We start from the raw sequence: 26339 nt of genomic DNA, 5'->3' as shown, positions 1-26339 counted from the left end.
TCACAACTAAACACTTCGATCTCAATGTATCGCTAAGGAACAGCTTTATGAAATTCGATAATCGCGTCACGCGTATGACAGGCGCAGAGCTTCCTATCGTCCAGGCCCCCATGGGCTGGATAGCCAGATCGCAACTCGCGTCAGCCGTTTGCAATGCAGGTGGACTGGGGATTATCGAAACTTCCTCCGGGGAACTCGACGTGATTCGCGATGAAATCCTTCGCATGCGCGAACTTACCGACCGCCCCTTCGGTGTCAATATTGCTCAGGCCTTTGTGCGGGACCCCGACATCGCCCAGTTCATCATTGACCAGGGCGTGCGCTTTGTTACCACGTCAGCGGGTTCGCCAGAACGTTACACAGAGTTACTGAAATCCGCCGGTCTGACAGTTTTTCACGTCGTTCCCAATCTAAAAGCCGCGATCAAAGCCGTGGAGTACGGCGTCGATGGCCTCATTGTTGAAGGTGGCGAAGGGGGGGGCTTCAAAAACCCTCAAGACGTCGCGAGCATGGTTTTGCTGCCGCTTGTCAGATCAAAGGTTGACGTACCTATCATCGCCGCCGGTGGTTTTGTAGATGGCAGTTCCATGGCTGCGGCCTTTGCTCTCGGAGCCGAAGGTGTACAGCTAGGTACGCGCATGGTTTCCGCCATGGAGTCGCCCGTACACGAAAACTGGAAACAGGCGATCGTCAACGCTCAGGAAACCGATACGGTGTTTCTCAATCGTTTTCAGTCTCCGGGCCTCCGAGCCTTGAGAACCGACCGTACCAGCGCGCTGGAGAAACAGCCTGAGGTGAATGCCATGACGGAGTTTGGCAAACCCCAGGACTTGTACTTTGGCGGCGACATGGAATCCGCTATCCCCCTAACGGGCCAGGTATGCGGTCGTATTGAAGAAGTTCGGCCCGTTGCGGACATTTTGGGAGAGATTTGTGCCGAGTTTGAGGAGACTCTGCACCGCCTGGAAAGCAGTTACCCCCGCTAATGTCGCAAAAATACCTTATAAATTAATCGGATATCAGCCATCCGGGCGCATAGGTCTCGCGTATATCCCTACAAGTTAAACCTGCAAGACATGTGTCCGAAATGATTGACCGTAATATAGGAACCATCGAGAGGATCGTCCGTTTTACGCTGGGAGCCGTCATAGTGGCGTGGATACTCAGTTCAGAACGGTTTGGCCTCAGCCAGGGCGTTGCCGTAATCATCGCCTTTGCACTCTTTTGGAACAGTATTTTTGGCCGATGTTATCTTTGGAAATGGCTGGGACTTTCAAGCTGCGGCCCAGAAGACGATTGCTCAGCAGGCGGCGGTGGGGACTCCCGAGCCTAGCACCGTGACCAACCGACAGTGACCAAATGACATTCACCAACTGACATTCACCAACAACAAAGACTCTCTCATCTCAAACGACGCGACAATCAACCACGTTAGCACCCAGCTAGAGATAGACACTCTCTTCTATGACGGGCAATGCCCTCTTTGTGCGGGCGAGATTGCGCAGCTGCGCAAGACCCGCGGCGAATCGTTGAACATAGTCGATGTTCATGACCTCATCGAAGGGACAAGCTCGCTTTCTGACGGGCTGCCTGCATCGGTGTCGGCCTCAGCCCCCAGCAAAGACCAATTGCTACGCGTACTTCATCTACGCCGTGCGGATGGGGTTTGGTTGACGAGTGCAGACGCCAACGTGGCCGCTTGGGAAGGCACAAAGCACGGCCGTATACTGAGTGCGTTGCGCTGGCCTATCCTCCGCCACGCTGTGGATCTCGTGTACACGCTGTGGGCTCGCTGGCGCTACCGACGCCTCTATGGCAATCAATTCGATGAGGCCAGGCATGCTCCTCAGCAGCATTGACATAGAAGCGCTTGAACGACGCCGGCGTGCGGCACTGATTAACTCAATTACCGGGTTCAAGCCTGCCAATCTGGTTGGTACGGTCGATAAAGACGGACACACTAACCTCTCGATAATGAGTTCGCTGGTGCATATCGGCTCCAACCCTCCCCTACTCGCATTGATCTTCCGACCGGACAACACGGAGCGCCACACTCTCGACAATATCCGCCAGACGGGCAGTTACACAGTCAACCACGTGAATGGCAGCATTGTTGATGCGGCGCACCAGACCGCCGCGCGCTACCCACGTCAAGTGTCGGAGTTTGCTGCGACGGGACTCCGCGAACATTGGCAAGACGGTGTGGCCGCCCCTTTTGTAGCGGAAGCCAGCGTACGAATGGGCATGAAGCTCCGAGAGGAAATCCCCATCGAGATTAACGGCACGCACATGGTGATAGGCGAGATAGTTTGGCTGGAAGCCCCTGACATCGCCATCAATGACGCCGGCGCCCTAGATCCGGCTCTCGCCGACAGCATCTCAATATCCGGCCTCGACAGCTATTACCGCAGTGATCTGCTCCAACGCATGGCTTATGCCAAGCCTGATAAAGCCCCCGAACGACTCGATTCCTAATATTGCCCTAGCGACCGCTGACGCCTGCTTTTATAGAGGCAGAAATTCCAGGAACCAAAACGCAACTTCGCTGCCTTAGTTTTAACTCTCAGGGCAACGCCCTGTGTCAGTTAGAAGGTGTATCGCCTACACTATTATCTACACGAATCTTAGGGGGCACGGATGCAAGCCGATCGCGACGACCGCATTAGCAACGATGACGGAGGAAGCCGTCACACAAAGCAAACACTGGTAACGGCTGTAGCCGTGCTGATACTTGCCGGTGGCGCCTATCTTTTGATGCCTCGCGACAAAGATAACGATGAGCAGCCGCCACAGGTAGAAGAAACTGCGACTCTGGAAGTTGTCAAACCCATCGAGATACCTCAACCAAAACCCGATGAGGCGATTCTAGCGGCACCCGACATACCCGACCCTAAAGAAAGCGAAACGGTCGTGGCTGAAGAAACTATGGAAGCAGTAGTTGTGGAAGAAACTCCACCGCCGCCACCGACACCTGAGGAGCTGGATCAGCAGTTGCGTAGTGACATTCGCGCATCAGGACTGAGTACAGCGTCAGCTCTGGACTCGGCCTATAACGCTCCCTACTTACTGGATCGCGGTGTCAGCAGCCTTGACCAGCTTGCGCGAGGGCTCGTTCCCACACGCACCTCCAATCTAGCAAGGCCTCCGGGGGCCTTTCTCACCACGCAGGAAGGCGCGGACTACTCAGTAAGCCGGCAGAGCTATAGACGCTACGATAAGCTCGTGAGCGCCATTACTGCATTGCCAGTCGATACATTGGCCGCAATCTTTCAGGATCAGCGGGAACTGCTGCGGGACGCCTATGCAGCATTGGGCTACCCCGCCGATGCGATGGACAACACTTTAATCGCCGCACTAGAGAACGTAATTTCCGCGCCTACTCGTGAACAACCCCCGGCACTTGTCAGCAAGGGAGCTCTTTGGGCCTACGCCGATCCAGAGCTGGAGAGTGCCAGCGATCTGCACAAGCAACTCCTGCGAACGGGTCCGGAAAACACCGAGGCATTGCAGGCTTGGGCGCAGCGCCTTCGGGACGCCCTTCTAAACCCCTAAGAGATTCTTCATGGACGCCAACCCCACGATTGCCGTGAACCCAAAGAAGCGATCATCTCGAAGTGCTTTCATGCTAACCGCATGTCTGCTGTTGAGCGGCGTGCTTGGGGGTTATGCTTATGCCCAAGACGCACAACCAGCAGACGAGCTAAAAGAACTGCAGACCCAGCTAAGTGATGATCTCAGTCTTACCGCGGAGCGTCGCGCTGCGCTATCAGATCGGCTCCAGGTAGCGGCTCAGGACCGCGCCAAACTGGAGCAGCACAAGAACTCTCGAAGCGAACTCGAAGAGAAGCTAAAGAACAGCGAGCTTCTTATTGCCGACTATAAAAATCGCATGCGCGATATTCAAAATGCCCCGGCCACCCTCCAGCGCCGTCTGGGAGAGAGCCCTAGTCTTGCCAATATAGAAACAGAAATCAGCATCATGCAAAGCCAGCGGGATGCATGGGCGCAGGAGCGTACCGAGGCGCTGGATACACTATCTAACCTTGCCAAAACAGAAACGGCCGCGCGAGATCGAATAGCTGAGATCAGTAAACGGAGAGCCGACGACCCTCCTCAGGTCAGTGACCCAGCGGAAGCCTCGGACATCGGAGATCGTATTGCCGATCTTGCGTCCGTGATTCACCAGCGAATGCTGGATGCGGAACTCAGCCTGTTAGAACTGCGACTGCGAAGTGGCCCCGCTCTAAATGGCATTCGAACGGCACGCATCGCTTGGCTTGACGCGGCAATAGCAGAGGCCGACACCTTACTCAGTCAGCTACGAGAAGCCGCTACCAAGAAGCGTCAAGGCGCAGCCGCCCAGCGCGCCACGGAAGCCAGGCGGTTCCTATCTCAGTTGTCCGGTGCTCGCTCTGAGTTAAAAACCATGGCCGACGAAAATCTCGCCCTGGTGAATAGCTTTGAATCTCTGTCCATGCAGATTGAGCAAGGAAGAAAGAGCGTTGCTGATACGCGCAAGAGCATTGACGAAGTTCAGCAGGATGCCGATCTCACGGAGAGACGATTAAACGTAGCGGGACTGGAATCAAAGCTCGGTGAAGTCATGCTGACGAGACTCGCAAGTCTCCCAGACCCTCGATCAATTCTCAGCCGAAACGCTGACCGAAATGAAGAGATCGCTACGGTTTCCATTAAAGCGATAGACACCGAGCAGGCTCTACGCGAGTTAGGCGATCGCAGTGGCTTTTTAGCCGACACTTTTGGTGACTTGGGCGGCTGGAGCGCGGCCGATCGACGCAGCGCAGAGAGACTCTATATCCAGCGACGGGAACTACTGCAGGAAAACATGCAGTCGGGAAACACTTTGCTCAGCCTATTGGTCGATGCTAACCAGACTACTGAAGAGCTGGCCACGATTGTCGGTGATTATGAAACGCTGTTGACTGCAAACCTACTTTGGGTGCGCAATTACGCCTATGTCGACCCCCAACGTGTGCTGCAACAATTACACACGCTGGGTAGCACCCGTCCGTTTCAGCGTATCAGAGCAGATTGGCAAAGAGTCGTAAGCGACCCCGCCTTTCTAATACTACTAATGCTCGCCTTTGGCGCTCTCCAGCATCGAAGAATCTCCCGAGCTTTAGACGATCTCCTCGGAAAACCCATCCGACCACGAGACGAGAGTGCTTCACTGATATTCAAGACACTATCACTCACATTACTGGCGGCCTTGGCGCTTCCCAGCGTACTCTTCCTCGCCGGTCGCGGTTTTTACGTTGCGGCATCCGGAGACCCGGTCGTCATGGGTATTGCTCGCGCACTCGGTGCGGCGGGACTCTTACTCTTCGCCCTTGGCAGCTTCCGGCGCATGTCTGATCGACTGGGGCTAGGTCGCCGCTTGCTGAAGTGGAACAGCCCTCGGGCAGATGCGGCGTCTCGCGACCTACCGTGGTTTATCGTAGCTGTCACCTTATCTATGGCTGTCACGGTTCTGGGGCGGGCCTCTTCGCCGACGGATAGCGGCGGAGCGCTGGCCGCGATAGGCAGTATGTCTACCGCCGTCTTCCTGCTGATTGCGCTAATGCGCATGCTGCGCTCCGATGAGTTTCACAGTGACCGCATCATTCGACACAGCTTGCAGGCCGGCGTGCTCATTTCTGCATCTATCGTGTTCATGCATTTGAGCGGTCAGCTCTTTGCAGCGCATTTGTACCTGCGCGCGCTCACAGGATCCGTGGCGGCAGTCATCACAGTATTGTTCGTAGCAAATGTCCTGCAACGGATCCTTATCATTTTCCGATCGGGGCTTGAGCGAAAGGCGCGTGAAGAACTGCGAGCCCGAGCGGAAAGCGACACCGATGAAGAGTCAGAGGACGCTGGCAGTGACATGGATGCGGTGACATCCCTCTCCGACGCCTACTCACGACTGCTTGGGCTCGCGCGTCTTCTCGCACTAGGGGGTCTTCTCTGGTGGATATGGGCGCCTGCGCTTCCTGCACTCTCTATCTTTGATGCCGTCACTTTATGGACGACCAGCGACAGCAGCTTACCCGAGGGAGAGCTGCGCGCTATCACCCTCTCCGTACTGCTTCTTGCGCTCATTATCATTGCTGTCACCTCACTGATAACACGCCACCTTCCGCCGCTGGTGAACGTTGTGCTTACCGAGTGGACAAGCGTCACTCCAGGGAGCCGCTACGCCGCCGGGATGCTTATGCAGTACCTAATCCTTGGGGTAGGAATGTCCACTGCGCTAGTGATGCTCGGATTCCAGTGGGAAAAAGTGCAATGGTTGGTCGCTGCACTAGGCGTCGGTATCGGTTTCGGTCTGCAGGAAATTGTCGCGAACTTTATTTCCGGGCTCATAGTGCTCTTTGAGCGGCCTATCCGTGTGGGAGATATTATTCACGCGGGCGGTGCAGACGGAACCGTAACGCGGATCAACGCAAGAGCGACAGTGATAGAAACCTTCGAAGGCAAAGAGCTGATGATCCCCAATAAGGAGCTCATTACCAGCGTTGTAACCAACTGGTCGCTGAGTAACTCCAAGCTACGCCTTGTGATACCCATCGGTGTGGCCTACGGCTCGGACGTCGATGCTGCGATGCAAAAGCTAAAAGAGGTGGCGAATGGACACCCTGAAATCATCGAAGATCCCGCGCCTTACGTCAGCTTTGAAGACTTTGGAGACAATGCGCTGGTGCTCTGGCTGCGCTGCTTTGCTCTCCGAGATTACCCGCGGGTATCCACAGAGCTTAGACAAATTATCTATCGGGAATTCAACGCTGCTGGTATTAGCATTTCCTTCCCGCAGCGCGATGTTCACCTCGACGCCTCGGAGCCGCTACCTATCCGTATTTTGCCGGCGGAGGAAGGTCGCTAGGCATGCGTGAGTCCTGGCGATGGTTTGGGCCGGATGACCCGGTAAGCCTCGATAGCGTCCGGCAAACGGGCGCGACCGATATTGTCAGCGCCCTTCATCACGTACCCACAGGGGATGTATGGACTGTCGATGAAATCCAAAAATACAAATCTAAAATTGAGAGCGGCAACTCTGAACACTCCCAACTTGTCTGGTCAGTGGTCGAAAGCATTCCTGTACATGAGAATGTAAAACTAGGCCGCGAGGGCTGCGACAGGTACATCGATAACTGGATTGCATCGATGGAAAACCTGGCAGAGTGCGGTATCAGCACCATCTGCTACAACTTCATGCCGGTTATTGACTGGACTCGTACCGATCTCAAGTACCGGCTCAGCAGCGGCGCCTATGCCTTGCGTTTCGACCAAAAGAAGTTCGCTGCTTTTGACTTATTCATCCTCAAACGCGAAGGCGCATATAGCGATTATACCGAGAACGAAGTGTCAGAAGCCCATGACGTCTATCTACAGATGTCAGATGAGGAACGGGAGCAACTTGCGCGCAACATCATCGCGGGGCTCCCGGGACGAATGACCGACGCCTATACTCTAGACGATTTCAGAAAGGCTTTGGCTGAGTACGCTGACATGGATCACGATCAGTTCAGACAAAACCTGGCGGCATTTTTAAACCGAGTGTTACCGCGAGCAGAGGCCATTGGCACGCACCTGGCCATTCACCCGGATGACCCTCCCAGAGATATGTTGGGGTTACCTAGGATCGTTTGCACAGCCGCCGACCTGGATACTCTTTTCGAGAGCCACCCCAGTAAAGCCAACGGCATTACCCTTTGTGTCGGCACCTATGGCAGCCGCCCAGACAATGATTTACCACAAATGGCTCGTCGGTTCGGCTCACGCATTCACTTCGCACATCTCCGCGGCGTAATAAGAGATCCGAAGGAGCAGCGCTCTTTCTATGAGGCTGAACACTTGAACAGCGATATCGACATGGTGAAGGTCATTAGTGAGTTGCTCAAAGAGGAAAAAAAACGAACCGGCTCCGAGAGCTCTCCTACAAAAGAAATATTTATTCGCCCGGATCACGGCCATCAGATGATGGACGACATCGAAAAAACCGTGAATCCTGGTTACTCGGGGATAGGCCGACTGAAAGGACTTGCTGAAATTCGCGGCGTGATCCGTGCACTGTCCGCTACCCTGTAAACAGCAGCGTCTCGGCCGCTGACATCACAATGTCAGTACTTACTCTAAGAAACGTCTGGCACCAGATCTGCGGCTTCTTCACCAAATCCCCGATAACCCAAGAAACGCAAGCGCCGCGCCTTATCTGAAAGATCCGCGGGTCTCTCATCGCCAAACTTTCGCTGGAGCACATCGTTAGCCACTAAACGCCAGGTGAGTCCCTCCTCACTGGGGACAATCGCAATGGCCTCATCAATTAGCCTTCTATCAACGCCGCGTTGGCGTAACTCCGATTCGATGCGTATTGGACCGTTACCACGAAGCATCCTCTCGCGAGTAAAAGAGTGAGCAAAGCGTTGATCGCTCTGAAGATTTTCCTCCGCCAGTTTTTGTAGCGCCAGATCCAATTCCGCGCTCTCAAACCTACGCGCAAGCTTGCGCTTTAGCTCAGCCATAGAGTGCTCCCTACGGGCGAGTAAGTTCATCGCCGCGTTACGAGGGCTTTGGATAGCTTGAGATGAGCGCTTCATAGCGGCACGAGACTACTGGCTAGCCGGACATAAAAAAAGGGCGCTGGAGCAGTGGTAAGGGGAAGTGGAACCCCAGCACCCGTGGAGAAAAACCAACGTTGGCAACGCTGGAATCTAGATACATGACAAAGCCGTACGATATCGGCTTTGTCATGGGACTTACTATCAGTCGCTTGCTTTGCTCTCTGCACCCTCTTCGCCTTCAAGAGCAGCGTCGTCGTCATCCTTGGAACCTACGTCCAGCAATTGCGCGCGAATCAATCCCTCGATCTCGCTACCGAGCGCTGGGTTGTCCTCGAGGAACTTCGCAGCGTTAGCTTTGCCCTGACCAATCTTGTCGCCTTTATAGGCATACCACGCTCCAGACTTGTCGATGAGGCTTAGCTTCACGCCCCAGTCAATAACTTCTGCGGTGCGATAAATACCCCGGCCGTACATAATCTGGAATTCCGCCTGTTTGAAGGGTGGCGCCACTTTGTTTTTCACGACTTTGACACGCGTTTCGTTACCCACCACCTCGTCGCCTTCTTTGACCGCCCCAATACGGCGGATATCGAGTCGTACAGACGAGTAGAACTTGAGGGCATTACCACCAGTAGTGGTTTCGGGCGAGCCGAACATAACGCCAATCTTCATACGGATCTGGTTAATAAAGATCACCAGACAATTCGTTTGCTTGATTGTCGCCGTGAGCTTGCGCATCGCCTGACTGAGCAGTCGTGCCTGTAGACCAACGTGCGAATCCCCCATATCACCTTCGATTTCCGCTCGAGGCGTCAGCGCAGCTACAGAGTCAACTACCAGCACATCGACAGCACCGGAGCGTACAAGCATTTCAGCAACTTCCAGTGCCTGCTCTCCAGTATCTGGCTGCGAAACAATCAGATCATCAATCTGCACGCCTAGCTTTTCGGCGTAAATTGGATCCAGAGCGTGCTCAGCGTCGATAAAAGCCGCTGTACCACCCGCTTTTTGAGCCTCAGCAATGACTTGCAGGGTCAGTGTGGTTTTACCCGATGACTCCGGACCAAAGATTTCGCAGATTCGCCCTTTGGGAAGACCACCAATGCCTAGCGCGACGTCCAGGCCAAGCGACCCCGTAGAAATCGATGGGATTGCAACGCGATCACTATCTCCCATGCGCATGACGGTACCCTTACCGAATTGACGATCGATTTGGCCTAGAGCCGCTTCGAGTGCCTTTTCTTTATTTGCGTTCATGTGCTGCTCTCCTAATTTTCTACGAGTCATTCGCTATTGGTCTGTTTTACTGCTTAGTCTTAACGGTCTGTCTTACTGCTCTTTTACTGCTCTTTTACTGCTCTGCTGTTGCGTTGCTACCACAAAAACGGCGTTTTCAGCGCACCGGAAAACTACTGTACATATAATCAGTGGTTACGCTGAAGAATGCAACCATCATATGCGTCGAAAAGTCATGAAAACACAGCTAGTAATGCGACCTGTCGCTCTTTGCGACGGGTGACAATCCGTGACAACACCCCAAAGGGCCCCTGGCAAATGATTTACCGCTTACTAGGCTGGAGTCAGTCCTGCTAGATATCTGCAGCCACGGCGTAGAATAGACAGTCGCTCTCGGCAATGCCGGCATTGGTAGTGATCATAAACAGTTTCAGACTGCATGAAGGGAAAAGCACGCCATTTTCACAGCGAACCAGCGCGTTTACCGCGCAACGCCCGAAAGCATCTATGGCTTTAAAAAGCGACTGGGGATCATCCTTCACCCAGCCAAGGGGTGTGTCAGAACTTACCTCTCCAAAATTATGATGCTCTATATCGACTCTTAACGTGATGTCATGTCCGGGGCGTGGCGCTTCATCGTAAGCAAGAGTCACGCCCTCGCGCAGCTCAAGGCGTATCGGATCGCGAAGAATCTCTATTCCCCAGTCTGTCTCATCAGCAGGGGCGAGAACTCGCTCGGCGAGGGCATAGCGCTGCAAGCCCTCATAGGCCAGCTCGTGGGCATCGTCATCCAGCCGCCCTCCCACCTCTATAGTCACTGTCGGACAACTCGTATCACTAATATCCATGAGCGCTCCCAGGTTTAGCTGGGATACCACCAGGCGCCGGGTAAAGATCGATACGAGAGCATCGTGCTGACGATCAAGGTGCGTGCATACGCCGAAGGACGGACCGGAGCCGGACGTATTGTGCATATCAACTACCGCTTCAGGATGATGCACACGGAGCAATTCGAGAATTTCCTGCGCCAGACGGCCCTGCTCGTCGTCAAAAGGAGGGCTGAAGCAACGATTAAGGTCCCTCGCTCTAGGTAGCATGCGATGACTGAAACATGGAGGCTCCAGCGCAGCGTGCACCGACGCTGCGATGAATAAGAGATTTACCGCTGGCTCGTGCCCCGCATGGAGCCACCGGTGCAGAGCGAAGAAGCCCGAGGGTTCATTGCCGTGGAGAAGCGTGACTACCGCGCGGGTTCTTGTAGGGTCTTTCCCAGAAAAGAGAATGCACGCCGGTCCGCCGAGATTGTCAAGAAGTTCATTGGGATTAGAACCCGCAATACTGCTTTCAGGATCCTTTAAGAAGCGAAAACGCATCACCTTGCCTGACCCAAATATCGACCCATCAGGGTATCGGCCAATCGGCCACGGGAATATTCTGGGCGCTGTGCTCTCGATAATGACTAAGCATTTCTCTGAGCGCAGTGGACTTACCGTGTCCACGGTCCATCAAGGCGCGAGTCGCTTCTCGTTGCCATCGAGCGCCGTTACGTCTTGCGCTCAAGCGCGCATCAATCACGCCCAAGTAGCGATCGCGCTCTCCCTGACTAACGCCCAGCTTATTCAGCCCCTCATCGGCCACGGGCAGCATCTCTGCGATAATGTCGACCACGGAGGCATCCTGCAGGCGATGCTGCTGAAGGCTCGGCCAAACCATGCGCGCATCGAGGCCATGCTGGGCTGCGCGATAAAAATTGTACTCCGCCAGGTGAAAAGGAAGGGCCGCCATCAAGCCATCCATGTCATCTCTCAAACCCCGCGCAAGCCCCATCATGAATGCTGCCCCAGCGACCATATCGATGGGTGTTGGTCCTGCAGGCAAGGCGCGCATTTCGATGCGTAGATGCCCCCCATCCAAATCGTCATAGACCGCGCGATTCCACAGCCAAACAGTGCTTTGGTGCAAACGAAGCTCCGTCAAGCCTGGCGCGCCATCACCGGTGTCACGCGCCCTTTCATCGCAGGCAGGCAACAACGGCGGATAAAGGCGTACCGTTTCGTCAAATAATTCAAAAGCGCCCTTACGCAACCATCCGTGTCCAAAGCAAACTCTTGGCGGTTCACTCCAGCGATAGCGGTCCATGTCCCGCGTATCGATGGACTGTTTAAACAAAGGTATTCGGGTTTCATCCCAGAGTTGATGGCCGAACAGACCCGGACTATTAGCACTGATTGCAATCGCGAGAGGCGTCGCCAATTGCGTCGCATTAAACGTTGCAGCGTAATGCTCAGGACTCACACGCTGATGGATTTGAAAAGACGTGTTAGCGCCCTCCAGCGTGATATTCGCCATGGTCATTTTTAACGGCTCTTCGCCATTAATATTGATATTGAAATCACTGCCTCGCCAGGCAATAAGTTGGGCGACTAAGGCACGGTAGCGCTGACGATCCGTAACACAATGGTCGCCTAGATCCTTCTCTGTAAGCGTCGGAAGAATACCTACGGGAACAACAAAGGCGTCTTTCTCGGCGGCCAAGCCCGAAAGCCTCTGCAACTTCGTCACAATCTCGCGCTCTGTCGCGGTCAACCCCTCCTGATCCAGCCCCTGAGGACTCAGGTTGTACTCGAGGTTGTATTTGTTGAGCTCTACGGTGAGTTGGGGATCCGCCGCGGCATTGCACAAAGCATCATTGATATAGGCCGGCTTGCCGTTCGCATCGACAATGTATAGCTCCAGCTCCGCCCCGACACTTTCTACGGGACTCCCGAAGTTCGGGCTCTTCATCAGCGCCGATAGCTGCTGAAGTTGCGACTCTAAACGCTCGGAGAATCGCCGACGGTCATCGGCATCAAAAGTTGTCTTATGGATTTCTATACCCATCTTCGGACATCTGCTCCTTGCGATTGCCGTCCCATTCTAGACCTACCATTGCGCAGCGCAAAGACTAGACTTTCGGAACAAAAATAATGGGTGAGTTCCTGTCGCGGTTCTCTGGTCGCTACACCCCTCCATGAATTACACTGCGCCCTGCATTTACAGGACCCTCAGAAACCGTCTTGCCCAACGATCAAAGCCAACATACGCCAATGATGCAGCAATTTTTGCGCATCAAGAAAGACCACCCTAACGAGCTGTTGTTTTACCGCATGGGGGACTTTTACGAGCTGTTTTACGACGATGCTCAGCGCGCTGCAGAACTATTGGACATCACCCTGACAGCACGGGGTAAGTCCGCGGGTGAGGACATACCGATGGCGGGGGTGCCCTATCACGCGGCCGAGGGGTATCTTGCCCGATTAGTGAAGGCTGGCATTTCCGTAGCGATCGCCGAGCAGATAGGCGATCCAGCGACAAGCAAGGGGCCGGTCGAACGACGGGTGGTGCGCGTCGTTACCCCCGGGACGCTCACTGATGAGGCGCTTCTCGAAGAAAAACGAGAGCAACTGATTGTCGCGCTGGTTGCGCAGCAAAGTCATTATGGCCTCGCGTATCTAGACCTCGGAAGCGGACGCTTTCGGCTGATGGAACTCAATGGCGAAGAAGCTCTGCTTGGGGAGGTTGAGCGGCTCGATCCTGCTGAGCTCCTTTACCACGAAGAACTGCAGCAACACGCCGTAACGAGTCGCCCAGGGGCACGCTCCCAACCCTCCTGGGAATTTGACCTCGAGTCGGCCGAACGAAACCTGCGGGAGCAATTTCAAACTCACGATCTACGCGGTTTTGGCTGCGAAAACCTCCGACTGGGCATCGCTGCGGCAGGCTGCCTCATCAGCTACGTTCGAGATACACAGCGCGGTCAACTGCCCCACATTACGGCTATTGCACCGGAGATGCGCGAAGAGAGCGTAGTCTTGGACGCGGCGACTCGCCGGAATCTTGAAATAGACAGGAATCTGGCTGGCGGCGATACGCACACCCTAATGTCCGTTATGGATCGTTGTAAGACCGCTATGGGCAGCCGCTGTCTGAGGCGCTGGTTGCATCGGCCATTGACTAATACCGACTCGCTGAAGGAACGCCAGGAGGCCGTTCAGGCCTTGCGAGAAAACTACACTTTCGAGAGCCTTCGCGATGTATTGCGCCCTATTGGAGATGTGGAGCGCATCATCACTCGGATTGCATTGGGCAGTGCTCGTCCCCGGGATCTCACTCGTCTGTCGTTTGCCTTAAGCAGCGTGCCGGCACTCCGCGCAGCAACGCCTTCCGACGCATCTGACGCTCTGAAAACAACAACCACCGCATTAGGTGACTTCACCGCACTGGTTGATCTTCTTGAGCAAGCGATTATCGAAAATCCTCCCGTGGTGCTTCGCGACGGCGGCGTTATCGCAACCGGTTACGACGCCGAGCTCGACGAACTGCGCTCCATTAGTGAAAACGCCGCCGGCTTTTTAGTCGCCATAGAAACCCGCGAGCGTGAGCGCACGGGGCTGGCGAGCTTGAAGGTCGGTTACAACCGCGTGCATGGGTACTACATCGAACTCAGTCGCAGCCAATCCGATGACGTACCCGTGGAGTATCAGCGACGACAGACCCTCAAAAACGTCGAGCGATTTATCACACCAGAGCTTAAGGAGTTTGAGGACAAAGCACTGTCGAGCAAGAGCCGCGCCCTCGCTCGAGAAAAGCAGCTCTATGCAGAGGTACTGACGATCCTGCAAGAATCACTGGAAGCCTTGCGCTGCTGCGGCGCGGCCATGGCAGAGCTGGATGTGTACGCAACGCTGGCAGAACGAAGTCAAAGTCTCGATTTGTGCCGACCGCAGTTCAGCGACACGCCAAAGTTGGACATAGATCAGGGCCGTCATCTTGTTGTAGAGCAGGTTCTCGAAGAGCCCTTTATCGCCAACGACACGCTCCTGGATGAGGGTCGTAGGATGCTTCTCATCACCGGTCCGAACATGGGTGGTAAATCTACCTATATGCGTCAAAACGCGATCATCACCTTACTGGCGCATGTGGGCTCCTTTGTGCCGGCCAAGGCCGCAATCCTGTCGACAGTAGATCGTATATTCACGCGTATTGGAGCGGCCGATGATCTTGCGAGTGGCCGATCTACCTTTATGGTTGAGATGACCGAGACGGCTAACATCCTCCACAACGCCAGTGAGCGTAGCTTGGTGCTCATGGACGAAGTGGGCAGAGGTACCAGCACCTTTGACGGCCTCTCTCTAGCTTGGGCCGCCGCTCTGCATCTGGCCGAAAAAACCCGTGCGTTTACACTCTTTGCAACGCACTACTTTGAACTCACCGCTCTTGCTGAGCAGCTTCCCACGGTAGTGAATGTCCATCTGGACGCTGTAGAGCATCGTGAGCATGTCGTATTTATGCATCGAATCCAGGAAGGACCCGCAAATCGAAGTTTTGGGCTGCAAGTCGCTAAACTTGCTGGGGTTCCAGCCACAGTTCTCCACGCCGCGGCGGGCAAGCTGCAAGAACTCGAAAGCCAAAACATCGCTGATCAATCGTCTCTGCCATCGACTTCTGTCACGTCGACAAGTATTCCGCAGGGAGATTTATTTGCAGACAATGCCAACCACCCTGCTTTGAGCTTGCTTCGCGAGACGGACCCGGACGCTCTTTCACCGCGAGAGGCGCTCGCAATCCTTTATAATCTTCGCGAGTTGACAGACTGACTTTGCGCACAGGGGTGCTTCTCATCGTGGAAGCGAATCGCTACACTTCTGCCCCAACGCTTTGTCAGTGCAATCAACTTTGACAGAGCAATGATCAGAATCAAGTTTAAGGATACCCAAGCATGACCTTCGTTGTTGGTGAAGACTGCATTAAGTGCAAGCACACAGACTGTGTGGAAGTGTGTCCAGTGGACTGCTTTTATGAGGGACCCAACTTTTTGGTCATCCATCCTGATGAGTGTATTGATTGTGCGCTATGCGAGCCCGAGTGCCCGGTCGACGCAATATTCTCGGAAGACGAACTACCCGCAGATCAGCAGGTATTTCTAGAACTCAATGCGGAATTGGCTGAAGTCTGGCCATGCATTACCGAGATGAAGCCCGCACCTGAAGATGCAGAAGAGTGGGCAGGTAAGCCAGGAAAGCTAGCGCTCCTGGAGCGCTAATTGTTTTCAGCGGTAACGCTGCTGTTACTGCTGAAGCAGAGCGTCTGCTGACAAGCCTTGTCGTTCGAGGATGCGACGCAGACGTTTTAACGCCTCCACCTGTATTTGCCGTACGCGTTCTCGGGTAAGACCTATCTCCTGACCTACTTCTTCCAGAGTACTGCTCTCATGACCCAGGAGCCCAAAGCGTCGCATAACGACTTCTCGCTGCTTGGCTGAGAGCTCATTGAGCCAGTCCGCCACACTGTCGTGTACATCATCGTTCTGTAGCTGCTCCGAAGGATCACAACCGTGATCATCTGCAATGGTCTCCACCACTGAAGAGTCTGACTCCGGCCCCAAGGGCGCGTCCATGGAGCTTACCCGCTCATTGAGCCCCATAAGCCGTGACACTTCTTTCGGGGACTTGTGAGTCCGGGAGGCTATCTCCTGCGTGGTCGGTTCGTGATCCAACTGTTGAGTGAGCTCCCGCGCTGCCCGAAGACAACCGTTAAGATCTTTCACCACGTGAATAGGCAGGCGAATCGTGCGCGCCTGATTCATAATGCCTCGCTCGATGGTCTGTCGTATCCACCAGGTCGCATAAGTAGAAAAGCGAAAGCCACGCTCGGGATCAAACTTCTCTACCGCACGCATCAAGCCAAGATTTCCCTCCTCGATCAGATCCAGAAGACTCATACCTCGGTGTAAATATCGGCGGGAGATCTTCACCACAAGGCGCAAGTTGCTCTCGATCATGCGCTTTCGCGCCGCTTCATCACCTTTCTGTGTCAGACGCGCGTAGTGTTTTTCCTCGTCTGCCGTGAGCAGGGGAACAAAGCCAATTTCGTTGAGGTATAGCTGGGTGGGATCAAGAGTGATTTGATGCGTATCCGCATCATCGGAATCAGAGGTTACTGACTCAGACTTAAATCCAGACGTTGAACTTGCTTTTGAATCAGCCTCAGCTAGCTCCGATTCATTCAGAGCGGCCAAAGCGTCTCCCGCCAGCCCTGCAACTTCAGACTGGTGTCGCTTATCTCTCTGTCCGCGACCGTTCTTCGTGCCGCTGGCCGAGCTCCCCTTGGTTCTACCCATGGGTTAGCGTCCTGTAGTAAGCCTGCGTATTCCGCCGTTTTACCTTTGGCTAAAATACTTCGGCCGAGCAGCTTAGCTCAGCGAGCCATCACAAAACAAGCACCCTGCTATCGGGCTGGTAACAGCTTGAGAGGGTCCACGGGGCGTCCTTGTTGACGTATCTCAAAGTGCAGTTTTACCGAATCTGTGCCCGAGCTCCCCCGCTCCGCTATTTTTTGACCAGAGCGCACGACATCTCCCTCATCCACGAGCAACGCATCGTTGTGACCATAAGCACTCAGAAACTCATCGTTGTGCCGCACGATCAGCATCAAGCCATAACCAGCGATTCCGCTACCGGCATACACTACCCGGCCAGCTGCGGTCGCCTCTACGGCATCTCCACGGCTACCGCTTATGTCTACGCCCTTGTGTAAATTCTTATCAAAACGGCGAACCACCTTGCCCTTTGCGGGCCAACGCCAGACGCTTACCTTAATGTTTACTGGAGCGGCCTTCGCCGCCGCTTGCGATGGCTTCTGGGTATTGGTCGCAGTCGGCGTTGGCCTTGGCTTTGGCTTTGGCTGAGAATTCACGGTCGGTGTGGTTTTACGCGCTGATTGGCCGCTCGGCACGGGCGTTACCGTTTTTGAGTCAGACGACTTCGCTACAGTAACAGGCGTCGCCACGACTCGGGGTTTAGGTGGCTCGGCTTCCGCAAGTCGCAAAGTCTGGCCGGGGAAAATTGTATAGGGCTCGACAATGGTATTTGCCGCCGCAAGACGGCGAAAGTCCAGGCCATAGCGAAAGGCAATAGAAAACAGCGTATCACCGCGCAGAACGGTATAGCGTTCCTCTACTCTGGAGGTGCCGCCGCGGCTGCGATCTTCAATGGGTGCCAGTGGCTTATCGGCACAGGCGGTAATGAGCGCAGCGACAAACAAACCACATAGCGGCACTGCGAGCCGTAACATGGCTTAGCGCTCCGGCCCACCCCAGCGGCTTTCCAGCAACCAAACTGCGAGAAAACCCAAGAGCATCAATGCGAGACAAAACAACAGTTGGTTATCGCCAAACTGGGTACTGTAATAGTGAGGAGACACCGGGACAGTAGCGCCAGTATCAGATCCTGGCGCCTTCCACGGCCACACTACTAGGAGTGAACCAAACAAAAACCCGGTGAGGGTTGCGAGAGTCGGACTGTGATGCTCGCTCAGGAGATAACTCAGTAGCCGCGAAAAAACCAAAAGTCCGGATCCAGCGCCCGTGGCAAACAGGGCGAGAGACACAAAGTCCAGCGACTCAATCGCTTCGAGAACAACCGGGTACATCCCTAGAAGAACGAGAATAAAGCTCCCGGATATTCCTGGGAGAATCATCGCGCAGATGGCGAAGAAGCCCGCCACAAAAAAACTCCAGGGCGCCACCGGTAAAGCAAACGCTGGGGACAAACCAATACCCGTCGCAAATAACACGCCTAGAGACAAGCCGACCACGGCTGGTGCTGACCATCCCGAGACATGGCGTAGTAATACAAGGGCGGAAGCCAAAATTAAGCCGAAGAAAAACGACCATAAAACTAGGGGCTGCGTCTCCAACAGCAAGGTAATCAGGCGCGCCAAGGTGAACACGCTGATTGCGATACCCAGAAGTAGCGTGGCTAAAAAGGCAGCGTCCGTGCGCCGAAATGCTTCGTCCCAGCGCCGCTCGAAAACGCAGCGAATCAGCGTGACATCAAAAGCAGTGATCGCATTGATAAGACGCTCGTAGATTCCGGTAATGAATGCCATGGTGCCACCCGAGACGCCTGGAACAATGTCTGCCGCCCCCATGAGCACGCCTCTGAGCAACACACCAGGGATCAGTGAAACGCCGGGCTTTTGTTTGCCCGACGGTTCATCCATTACCAAGGCCCGGGAGTAGAGGCACAAAACGTACGGGTTCAATGTCGTAGCGCTCAAAACCGGCATCTGTGCGCTCCACGACCACCAGCGTTTGCTCCCGACCACCCACGGGCATCACCAGACGGCCTCCGGGCGCCAACTGATCCAGCAATGATGGAGGCACTCGCTCTGGGGCCGCCGCCGCAAGAATACTGTCAAAAGGAGCCTGTGATTCCCAGCCGTCAAAACCATCACCGTGGCGCATTTGGACATTCCGAAGCTTGAGCTGACGCATACGCTTCCTAGCTGCCATCAACAAGGGCTTTATCCGTTCCAGGGAATACACCTCGCCGACAAGCCCCGCCAACACAGCGCTCTGATAGCCCGAGCCACTACCAATCTCCAAAACCTTCTGAGGGTCACGACCGGCGATGAGTAGTTCTGTCATTCGAGCAACGATGTAAGGCTGTGACAAAGTCTGCTGAAAACCAATGGGCAAGGCCGTGTCTTCATAAGCTCGATGAGCCATGGCTTCATCCAGAAACAGGTGTCTGGGCACATTCCGCATAGCATCAAGCACAGCGATATTGCTTACGCCCTGCTCCTGTAAGCGCTGCACAAGACGCTCTCGCGTACGCTGCGAGGTCATGCCTATCCCTGAAACATCCGAGGTCCTGTTCATGAGCTCTGCAACAATACGACGGCGTGCACGGAGATACCCTCACCGCGCCCTACATACCCAAGACGTTCGGTGGTGGTGGCTTTTACTGATACCTGATCAATCGGCGCGGACAGGTCGTCCGCAATGTTTTTACGCATGGCATCGACATGCTCTGCCATTCGCGGAGTCTGGGCCACTATAGTGATGTCCAGGTTACCTAGGGCAAACCCCCCTTCGCCAACGAGCACGGCGCAACGACGCAACAGCTCCCGGCTATTAATGCCCGCATTGGCCGCATCAGTGTCTGGAAAGTGCTTACCGATATCTCCCGCCGCAATTGCGCCTAAAAGGGCATCACACAGAGCATGCAGAACGACATCCCCGTCAGAATGGGCCAGTAAAGACCGATCATGAGGAATAGAGACCCCTCCAAGGATGACCGCATCGGCGCCCTGCCCCCGCTCAGCAAAGGCATGCACATCGAAGCCGTGTCCGATCCGCATCAAGACTCTCTCCCCTCTACCAATACTTCCTGTGGATGAAGCTGTTTTAACCAAAACGCTGCCAATTGCATATCTGATGCGTAGGTTACCTTGAGATTGCCCACAGCACCTCTGACAAGTTGCACTGCAAAACCGGACGCTTCCATAGCTGAAGCCTCGTCTGTCACAGCGTAGCCATTGGCCTGTGCTGCAGCTAACGCAGTCCTGAGTTCTCCCACGCGAAACATCTGGGGAGTTTGGGCGCTCCAGACAGCTTCGCGGTCCAGAGTCGCTGTAACATGATCACTCTCATCCCCGCGCTTTAGAGTATCTGTAATAGGCAAAGCCAGAATCCCGCCGACACCGGACCCCGAAACCGCCTCTATCAAAGTTTGCAGATCGCTCCGTGATAAGCAGGGTCTCGCTGCATCGTGCACTAGCACCCAGTCTTTATCTTGTGCGGGCAGTGCCGCGACGCCTGCCGCCACTGACTCAGCACGACTGGCGCCGCCGGCGCAGAAACTGACTCGAGCATCCTCCAAGACGCCGACCCTATCGAGCGCCAGGTCTGCTTTGGGCAAAGCGACCACGCAGCCGCGAAGCTGTGGACAGGACAGCAGAGACCCAACGCTCCAATCGAGAAGCGTGCGCCCGTAAAGCTGTAAATATTGTTTTGATTGCCCCTGAGCCATCCGCGAACCACTTCCCGCTGCGGGGACCACTGCCCATAGTTCGCTCACAACTGGGGCTCGGCGGCTTTCGGCACAAGCTTGGCGGGATCCACGAATTGATAGTAAACCTCGTCTTCCCGGGTTAGGCCAAGCTCTTCTCTGGCTCGCTGCTCTAGCACCGTATTGCCAGCCTTGAGGTCCATCACCTGCCGCGCCAGCTCTTCATTGCGTTCGCGCAATATAGCATTCTCGCGCTGGGAATCCTGAGCCTGCTGCCGCAGACGCAATAGCTCGAGACGCCCGCCCTCTCCCCACCAAAGGCGATATTGCAAGCCGCCGAGGAGCACAAGAAGTATCAGCAATATCCAGCGCAAGTGAATTCCTAACGCGCAAACTCGGCACGCCCGCGATAGGGCGCTGTCGATCCCAGTTCGGCTTCAATGCGCAGAAGCCGGTTGTACTTGGCTACCCTGTCCGAACGGCATAGGGAGCCCGTTTTAATCTGTCCCGCGCCCGTAGCAACCGCTAAGTCCGCTATCGTCGTGTCTTCTGTTTCCCCCGAGCGGTGAGAAATCACGGAAGTGTAGCCTGCATCAGCCGCCATGCCTATGGCATCCAGAGTCTCCGAAAGAGTACCGATTTGATTCAGCTTAATAAGAATAGAGTTACCGACACCGCGCTCAATTCCCTGCCCCAAAATCTTGGTATTTGTGACAAACAGGTCATCGCCCACTAACTGAACCCGGTCGCCGAGGCGCTCAGTCAGCAATTTCCAACCATCCCAATCCGACTCATCAAGACCGTCTTCTATCGAAAGAATAGGATGCGCATCGGCAAGTCCCGCGAGATACTCGGTGAAGCCCGCACTATCAAAATCACGGCCATCGCCGCCCAGCCAGTAACGCCCATCACGGTAAAATTCTGAAGCAGCACAGTCGAGTGCAAGGGTAACGTCAGTGCCAAGCTTATAGCCGGCATTTGCCACCGCCTCACCGATAACGTCCAAGGCCGCTTCGTTTGAAGGCAGATCCGGGGCAAATCCACCCTCATCACCCACGGCAGTACTTAGACCTCGTGCCGAAAGTACTTTTTTGAGGTGATGGAAAATCTCGGCACCGCAACGCAATGCCTCGGCAAAACTAGTGGCTGCCACGGGTTGAATCATAAATTCCTGAATATCAACATTGTTGTCAGCGTGCTCTCCGCCGTTGATGATGTTCATCATCGGTACGGGCATGCTCAAGGCACCTCGTCCATAGAGTTCAGCAATATGCGCGTACAGCGGCTTACCCTCGGCAATCGCTGCGGCTCTTGCTGCCGCCAACGACACCGCCAGCATGGCATTGGCCCCCAAAGACTCCTTATTCTCAGTGCCATCCAATGCCAGCATTGCATTGTCGAGCTCACGCTGAGCAGAGGCATCCATGCCCATCAAGGCCGTGCGCAAAGCGCCATTGATGTTCCCAACGGCTTTTGCGACACCCTTACCAAGATAGCGCTCGGAATCACCATCACGCAGCTCAAGGGCTTCTCGAGACCCGGTTGACGCGCCTGATGGCGCAAAAGCAGCCGCACAGGCTCCAGACTCGAGGGTTACCTCCGCCATAACCGTGGGGTTACCTCGGGAATCCAGCACCTCGAAACCCTGAACCTCAGTAATTCTGCTCACTTTTCATTCTCCCTGAATCGTGTGGGGATAGCGCGAGAGATACTTCAGCCGCTGCGCGCCGTCAAAGATTAACTCTAGTCTATAGAAAGTGCAGGCAGCCCTTTCACCAGACTATCAACGGCTTGGACCTGCTCCAAAAAGGGTTTTAATTTACCGAGAGGCAAGGCACTGGGGCCATCACAAAGTGCCTTGTCAGGATCCGGATGAGACTCGAGAAACAGACCAGCCAAGCCAACCGCCATTCCTGCCCTGGCAAGCTCCGTTACCTGGGACCGACGACCACCCGATGCAGCGCCTAATGGGTCTCGACATTGCAGCGCGTGGGTGACGTCAAAGATCTGTGGCACGCCACCTGTTGCGTTGCGCATAACGCCAAAACCGAGCATATCCACAACAAGGTTGTCATAGCCAAAATTGCTTCCTCGCTCACAGAGTATAAGACGGTCGTTTCCGCATTCACGGAACTTCTCGACTATGTTGGACATCTGAGACGGAGATAAAAACTGCGGTTTCTTAATATTAATCGCCGCGCCGGTTTCAGCCATCGCGCGCACCAAGTCAGTTTGTCGGGCCAAAAACGCGGGCAATTGAATAATGTCACAGACCTCAGCGGCGGCGGCCGCCTGGTCCGGCGCGTGTACATCGGTAACCGTAGGCACGCCGAATCGCGACTTCACCTCCGCAAGAATATCCAGCCCCTCACGTAATCCAGGACCTCGAAAGGAATGGATAGAAGAGCGATTAGCCTTGTCGTAAGAGGCCTTAAAAACCAGCGGGATACCCAGATCGGCGCACACAGACACGTACTCTGCGGCCACCTCCAACGCGAACTCCCGGCTTTCGAGAACGTTCACGCCACCGAGTAACACAAAGGGTGCGTCATTTGCGATATGCAGACCGCCCAGCTCTACCGTCTTTATCATTGGAGCGCCCCTCTGCGATCAGCCCGCAGCCGTGTCACGAGCAAAGCGGTTCCCCGCAGCACGTTGACAGGCAGCTTGGATGTAACTTGTGAACAAAGGGTGTCCGCCTCGAGGGCGGGACGTAAACTCCGGGTGAAACTGACAAGCCACGAACCAAGCGTGCTCAGGCAGCTCAACCATCTCAACCAGCGACTTATCTGCAGACCAGCCCGCAATGACCATCCCGTGATCCTGAAGGGTATCGACGTAATTGTTGTTGACCTCGTAGCGATGGCGGTGACGCTCATTGATCACATCCGCTGCGTAAATTTCGCGGATGCGCGTCCCCTCCTCCAGATGACAGGGCTGTGAACCTAAACGCATAGTGCCGCCCAAATCTGAGCTCTCATCCCGCTGTTCGGTGCTGCCGTCGGCATTCTGCCACTCGGTAATCAAAGCAACGATGGGGTGAGGGCTCTCCGGAGCCATCTCCGAGGAGTGTGCTCCGTCCAAACCACAAACGTTGCGCGCGTACTCCACCAAAGCCACGTGCATTCCCAGACAGATACCCAAAAACGGAATATCGTTCTCGCGGGCATAGCGCACAGCCTCAATCTTGCCTTCTACGCCTCGGTCACCAAAGCCTCCGGGCACCAGAATGGCGTCTACCCCTTCGAGTATCCCTACACCATCGCGCTCGATATCTTCCGCCTCGACGTAATCGACCTGCACATCCGTCAAGGTCTGGAGTCCTGCATGGGACAACGCTTCGTTTAATGACTTATAGGCATCTGGCAGCTCCATGTACTTGCCTACCATGGCTACACGGACCCTCGCCTGCCGTTCCGCGACCTGCCGCTGGAGCACCTCGTCCCACTCTCTAAGATCCGCAGGAGAGCATTCGAGATTGAAGCGCTCCACGACAAAATCATCCAGTCCATTTGCATGCAGCGCACGGGGAATTCGGTAGATAGTGTCGGCATCCAGCAGCGGTATCACCGCCCGGGCTTCAACATTGGTAAACAGGGCGATTTTGCTGCATGCGCTTTCTTCAATGGGAACTGTCGAACGGCACAGCAGAATGTCGGGCTGCAAGCCGATAGAGCGCAATTCCTTAACGGAGTGCTGTGTAGGTTTGGTCTTAATCTCGCCCGCGGTAGCTATGTAGGGCACCAGCGTAAGGTGCATGAGCAGAGCCCGGGAGGAACCCATCTCCACTTTTAGCTGACGTGCCGCCTCTAAAAACGGCAGCCCCTCGATATCGCCCACGGTGCCACCGATCTCCACAACGGCAACATCGGCATCGCCGGCACCAGCAATCACCCGGCGTTTAATTTCATCCGTGATATGGGGAATGACCTGAACAGTTCCGCCTAGATAATCACCGCGACGCTCCTTAGCAAGGACCTGGTTGTAAACACGCCCGGTAGTGAAGTTATTGCGTCGACTCATCACAGCGCGGGTGAAGCGCTCGTAATGGCCGAGATCCAGATCCGTCTCAGCGCCGTCATCGGTGACATACACCTCACCGTGCTGGAACGGACTCATGGTGCCGGGATCGATGTTGATATAGGGGTCGAGTTTGAGAAGGGTAACCTTCAAACCACGCGCTTCAAGGACCGCTGCCAGCGATGCCGCTGCGATACCCTTGCCTAGAGAGGAAACTACACCACCAGTCACAAAGACCAATCGCGTCATGTCACGCCTTCCTGTTGACTATGTCGTGAAACAGTCCCGGACGAACAAGATTGACATCAATCCGGGCCCGCGACCATGCGATAAGATGGGAGGCCAAGTTAACAGAAAGCGGGTTTCTCCTCAATCAGAAACCCGCAAAGAAGCGTTTATTTCTCGGGAAATTCTTCCCCTTTTCGAACAACTTCTACCCCTAGGGATGCTGCCCGCGGGGAGTAACGTAAGTCTGCCACTGCCAGCAGCTCTTCGGTCGGTCCCGATCGCAGAGCCAACAGTGGCAGTCGATCTCGCCACCAAGGGGGCACTTCCAGCTCCTGAAAGACCGTCTTGAGGTCTTTCCGCTGTCCACTGGCGAACTCAATGCGCTCACCACCTTGGCGGGACTTCAGGGCCAGATCAAGGGGCTCTGCGCCTTCTTTTAATACAACCTTCAGATGCCCCATACCCGGCCAGGGCTGCCATTCTCCCAGACGCACGGGGGCCTCCAAAGGCCTCTCCTCGTTAAATATTGGAAGCACGTACACCGCATCCCGATAACGCTCAATAATCCAGCCTGCACCGCATAGCTGCGCGCCGGCGCCCTCCCGCAACTGCCGGAGAAACTCGAGTAATCGGACCGAGGGCGGCGCCGTCAGGGATCGCTCGCGTAACCACTTTCGCAAAGAGAGTGCTGCAAGGGCCGGCTCGTCGGGAAGGTCATTGACCTGAAAGCCTGGGTCTTGAAGAGATCCCGTCACTGTCGCCAGGTAAGGCGCGGGTAAATACTCGTTGAGTTCCCGCAGCTGAGTCGCCGCTCGCGACAAGGTTGCGCGGTATCCTGGCCAGCGCTGAGCAAGCAGTGGCATGAGTTCCTGGCGAAGATAATTGCGATCAAAGCGAACATCGCTATTACTGGGATCATCAACCCAGATCAAGCCATGAGCCTCTGCGTAGGCCTTCAACTCAGCGCGCGGCAGTCCAAGTAGCGGCCTTAACAGCGCTGCTGAACCCAGACGTCGGCTTACCGGCATGCCCGACAGCCCCTCGGGACCTGCCCCCCTAAGCAAACGCAGCAACAGTGTCTCTGCCTGGTCGTCCTGATGATGGGCCATTAACAAAACGTCGCCTTCGCTTAGGAGCTCTTCAAACCAGCGATAGCGAGCAGTTCGGGCGGCGGCTTCAAGTCCCTCGCCGGCATCTACAATCACAAGCTCGGTAGACTCGAAGGCAATATCCAATCCCTGACAAACCTCCTCACAATGCTGCGCCCAGCGCTTTGCATCGCCGTGAAGCCCATGATTGGCATGCAATCCGATAGCATTGGGGTAGCTCTTTGCAACAGTGTGCAAGAGTGCTGTTGAGTCCAGCCCCCCGCTGTAAGCGACGAACACGCGCCGCGCCGCCGCTAGGGTTGCGGCGTGCTGAGCAATCGCATGAAAAACGGGGCTATGAGCCACCCCTG

The 26339-nt window shown here is 55.2% G+C and carries 24 protein-coding genes; 9 read left to right on the top strand and 15 right to left on the bottom strand.

The genetic code is table 11. The annotated features are described in order from the left end of the window. Positions 1-47 precede the first annotated feature (47 nt). From R0137_RS09075 to uxuA, 7 genes are all read left to right on the top strand, one after another. Entirely contained in the window at positions 48-986 is a 939-nt protein-coding gene (locus R0137_RS09075; RefSeq protein ID WP_407326099.1) for an NAD(P)H-dependent flavin oxidoreductase, read from the top strand. A 101-nt stretch (positions 987-1087) separates the two neighbouring features. Then, positions 1088-1333, top strand: coding sequence for a DUF2892 domain-containing protein (locus R0137_RS09070; RefSeq protein WP_407326098.1), 246 nt, complete (start codon positions 1088-1090; stop codon positions 1331-1333). Positions 1334-1448: 115 nt separating this feature from the next. After that, positions 1449-1859 carry a thiol-disulfide oxidoreductase DCC family protein gene (locus R0137_RS09065; protein WP_407330001.1) on the top strand — a complete coding sequence of 137 codons (411 nt, stop codon included), beginning with the start codon at positions 1449-1451 and terminating at the stop codon, positions 1857-1859. Then, positions 1840-2475 carry a flavin reductase family protein gene (locus R0137_RS09060; RefSeq protein WP_407326097.1) on the top strand — a complete coding sequence of 212 codons (636 nt, stop codon included), beginning with the start codon at positions 1840-1842 and terminating at the stop codon, positions 2473-2475. The genes R0137_RS09065 and R0137_RS09060 overlap by 20 nt, the downstream gene beginning before the upstream one ends. A gap of 162 nt (positions 2476-2637) precedes the next feature. Next, entirely contained in the window at positions 2638-3552 is a 915-nt protein-coding gene (locus R0137_RS09055) for a DUF3014 domain-containing protein (RefSeq protein ID WP_407326096.1), read from the top strand. A gap of 10 nt (positions 3553-3562) precedes the next feature. Further along, a complete protein-coding gene (locus R0137_RS09050; RefSeq protein WP_407326095.1) occupies positions 3563-6883 on the top strand; it encodes a mechanosensitive ion channel domain-containing protein in 3321 nt (1106 codons plus the stop codon). Positions 6884-6885: 2 nt separating this feature from the next. After that, positions 6886-8088 (top strand): mannonate dehydratase, encoded by a 1203-nt coding sequence (gene uxuA, locus R0137_RS09045; protein ID WP_407326094.1) that lies wholly within the window; start codon positions 6886-6888, stop codon positions 8086-8088. A 44-nt stretch (positions 8089-8132) separates the two neighbouring features. Here uxuA and R0137_RS09040 read toward each other — a convergent pair whose 3' ends face one another. The 4 genes from R0137_RS09040 to R0137_RS09025 form a co-directional block, all read right to left on the bottom strand. Then, on the bottom strand, positions 8133-8522 hold the full coding sequence (locus R0137_RS09040; protein ID WP_407326093.1) for a regulatory protein RecX: 390 nt from the start codon (positions 8520-8522) through the stop codon (positions 8133-8135). Positions 8523-8762: 240 nt separating this feature from the next. After that, positions 8763-9818 (bottom strand): recombinase RecA, encoded by a 1056-nt coding sequence (gene recA, locus R0137_RS09035; protein ID WP_407326092.1) that lies wholly within the window; start codon positions 9816-9818, stop codon positions 8763-8765. A gap of 332 nt (positions 9819-10150) precedes the next feature. After that, positions 10151-11170, bottom strand: a complete 1020-nt coding sequence (locus tag R0137_RS09030; protein ID WP_407326091.1) for a M14 family metallopeptidase — start codon at positions 11168-11170, stop codon at positions 10151-10153. A 28-nt stretch (positions 11171-11198) separates the two neighbouring features. After that, a complete protein-coding gene (locus tag R0137_RS09025) occupies positions 11199-12677 on the bottom strand; it encodes a glutamate--cysteine ligase (RefSeq protein WP_407326090.1) in 1479 nt (492 codons plus the stop codon). A 206-nt stretch (positions 12678-12883) separates the two neighbouring features. Between R0137_RS09025 and mutS the strand changes: the two genes are divergently transcribed. Beyond that, entirely contained in the window at positions 12884-15433 is a 2550-nt protein-coding gene (mutS, locus tag R0137_RS09020; RefSeq protein WP_407330000.1) for a DNA mismatch repair protein MutS, read from the top strand. A 122-nt stretch (positions 15434-15555) separates the two neighbouring features. Next, positions 15556-15879 carry a ferredoxin FdxA gene (gene fdxA, locus R0137_RS09015; protein ID WP_008294852.1) on the top strand — a complete coding sequence of 108 codons (324 nt, stop codon included), beginning with the start codon at positions 15556-15558 and terminating at the stop codon, positions 15877-15879. 24 nt (positions 15880-15903) lie between these two features. Here fdxA and rpoS read toward each other — a convergent pair whose 3' ends face one another. The 11 genes from rpoS to tilS form a co-directional block, all read right to left on the bottom strand. Next, a complete protein-coding gene (rpoS, locus tag R0137_RS09010; RefSeq protein WP_407329999.1) occupies positions 15904-16869 on the bottom strand; it encodes an RNA polymerase sigma factor RpoS in 966 nt (321 codons plus the stop codon). Positions 16870-17063: 194 nt separating this feature from the next. Then, on the bottom strand, positions 17064-17909 hold the full coding sequence (locus R0137_RS09005; protein ID WP_407326089.1) for a peptidoglycan DD-metalloendopeptidase family protein: 846 nt from the start codon (positions 17907-17909) through the stop codon (positions 17064-17066). A 3-nt stretch (positions 17910-17912) separates the two neighbouring features. Then, positions 17913-18839 (bottom strand): DUF368 domain-containing protein, encoded by a 927-nt coding sequence (locus tag R0137_RS09000; RefSeq protein ID WP_407326088.1) that lies wholly within the window; start codon positions 18837-18839, stop codon positions 17913-17915. Next, positions 18832-19500, bottom strand: coding sequence for a protein-L-isoaspartate(D-aspartate) O-methyltransferase (locus R0137_RS08995; RefSeq protein WP_405270275.1), 669 nt, complete (start codon positions 19498-19500; stop codon positions 18832-18834). Before R0137_RS08995 ends, R0137_RS09000 begins: the two co-directional genes overlap by 8 nt. Next, positions 19497-19982 (bottom strand): 2-C-methyl-D-erythritol 2,4-cyclodiphosphate synthase, encoded by a 486-nt coding sequence (gene ispF, locus R0137_RS08990; RefSeq protein WP_407326087.1) that lies wholly within the window; start codon positions 19980-19982, stop codon positions 19497-19499. Before ispF ends, R0137_RS08995 begins: the two co-directional genes overlap by 4 nt. Then, the gene (gene ispD / locus R0137_RS08985) at positions 19982-20701 is read right to left on the bottom strand and encodes a 2-C-methyl-D-erythritol 4-phosphate cytidylyltransferase (RefSeq protein ID WP_407326086.1); all 720 of its coding nucleotides are present in this window, start codon (positions 20699-20701) and stop codon (positions 19982-19984) included. The genes ispF and ispD overlap by 1 nt, the downstream gene beginning before the upstream one ends. After that, the gene (gene ftsB / locus R0137_RS08980) at positions 20698-21006 is read right to left on the bottom strand and encodes a cell division protein FtsB (RefSeq protein WP_407326085.1); all 309 of its coding nucleotides are present in this window, start codon (positions 21004-21006) and stop codon (positions 20698-20700) included. Before ftsB ends, ispD begins: the two co-directional genes overlap by 4 nt. 8 nt (positions 21007-21014) lie before the next feature. Beyond that, positions 21015-22301: a phosphopyruvate hydratase gene (gene eno, locus R0137_RS08975; RefSeq protein ID WP_407326084.1), complete on the bottom strand. Its 1287-nt coding sequence runs from the start codon at positions 22299-22301 to the stop codon at positions 21015-21017. Between the two features lie 74 nt (positions 22302-22375). After that, the gene (gene kdsA / locus R0137_RS08970; RefSeq protein ID WP_407326083.1) at positions 22376-23224 is read right to left on the bottom strand and encodes a 3-deoxy-8-phosphooctulonate synthase; all 849 of its coding nucleotides are present in this window, start codon (positions 23222-23224) and stop codon (positions 22376-22378) included. 18 nt (positions 23225-23242) lie between these two features. Next, entirely contained in the window at positions 23243-24901 is a 1659-nt protein-coding gene (locus R0137_RS08965; RefSeq protein ID WP_407326082.1) for a CTP synthase, read from the bottom strand. Between the two features lie 146 nt (positions 24902-25047). Beyond that, positions 25048-26334 (bottom strand): tRNA lysidine(34) synthetase TilS, encoded by a 1287-nt coding sequence (gene tilS, locus R0137_RS08960; RefSeq protein ID WP_407326081.1) that lies wholly within the window; start codon positions 26332-26334, stop codon positions 25048-25050. Positions 26335-26339 lie beyond the last annotated feature (5 nt).

Source organism: Congregibacter brevis (genome assembly GCF_045689245.1).
Taxonomy (GTDB): Bacteria; Pseudomonadota; Gammaproteobacteria; order Pseudomonadales; family Halieaceae; genus Congregibacter; species Congregibacter brevis.
Note: the sequence above shows the minus strand (reverse complement) of the source record. Positions and strands in the feature narration are given on the sequence as shown.

Bases quoted from the DNA above. Each gene is read 5' to 3' on its own strand.
- R0137_RS09075 (WP_407326099.1), top strand. From the start codon at position 48: ATGAAATTCGATAATCGCGTCACGCGTATGACAGGCGCAGAGCTTCCT.
- R0137_RS09050 (WP_407326095.1), top strand. From the start codon at position 3,563: ATGGACGCCAACCCCACGATTGCCGTGAACCCAAAGAAGCGATCATCT.
- R0137_RS09070 (WP_407326098.1), top strand. From the start codon at position 1,088: ATGATTGACCGTAATATAGGAACCATCGAGAGGATCGTCCGTTTTACG.
- recA (WP_407326092.1), bottom strand. From the start codon at position 9,818: ATGAACGCAAATAAAGAAAAGGCACTCGAAGCGGCTCTAGGCCAAATC.
- fdxA (WP_008294852.1), top strand. From the start codon at position 15,556: ATGACCTTCGTTGTTGGTGAAGACTGCATTAAGTGCAAGCACACAGAC.
- R0137_RS09040 (WP_407326093.1), bottom strand. From the start codon at position 8,522: ATGGCTGAGCTAAAGCGCAAGCTTGCGCGTAGGTTTGAGAGCGCGGAA.
- uxuA (WP_407326094.1), top strand. From the start codon at position 6,886: ATGCGTGAGTCCTGGCGATGGTTTGGGCCGGATGACCCGGTAAGCCTC.
- R0137_RS09000 (WP_407326088.1), bottom strand. From the start codon at position 18,839: ATGGATGAACCGTCGGGCAAACAAAAGCCCGGCGTTTCACTGATCCCT.
- ispF (WP_407326087.1), bottom strand. From the start codon at position 19,982: ATGCGGATCGGACACGGCTTCGATGTGCATGCCTTTGCTGAGCGGGGG.
- R0137_RS09025 (WP_407326090.1), bottom strand. From the start codon at position 12,677: ATGGGTATAGAAATCCATAAGACAACTTTTGATGCCGATGACCGTCGG.
- mutS (WP_407330000.1), top strand. From the start codon at position 12,884: ATGATGCAGCAATTTTTGCGCATCAAGAAAGACCACCCTAACGAGCTG.
- kdsA (WP_407326083.1), bottom strand. From the start codon at position 23,224: ATGATAAAGACGGTAGAGCTGGGCGGTCTGCATATCGCAAATGACGCA.
- R0137_RS09005 (WP_407326089.1), bottom strand. From the start codon at position 17,909: ATGTTACGGCTCGCAGTGCCGCTATGTGGTTTGTTTGTCGCTGCGCTC.
- R0137_RS09060 (WP_407326097.1), top strand. From the start codon at position 1,840: ATGCTCCTCAGCAGCATTGACATAGAAGCGCTTGAACGACGCCGGCGT.
- R0137_RS08965 (WP_407326082.1), bottom strand. From the start codon at position 24,901: ATGACGCGATTGGTCTTTGTGACTGGTGGTGTAGTTTCCTCTCTAGGC.
- R0137_RS09030 (WP_407326091.1), bottom strand. From the start codon at position 11,170: ATGCGTTTTCGCTTCTTAAAGGATCCTGAAAGCAGTATTGCGGGTTCT.
- R0137_RS09055 (WP_407326096.1), top strand. From the start codon at position 2,638: ATGCAAGCCGATCGCGACGACCGCATTAGCAACGATGACGGAGGAAGC.
- R0137_RS08995 (WP_405270275.1), bottom strand. From the start codon at position 19,500: ATGAACAGGACCTCGGATGTTTCAGGGATAGGCATGACCTCGCAGCGT.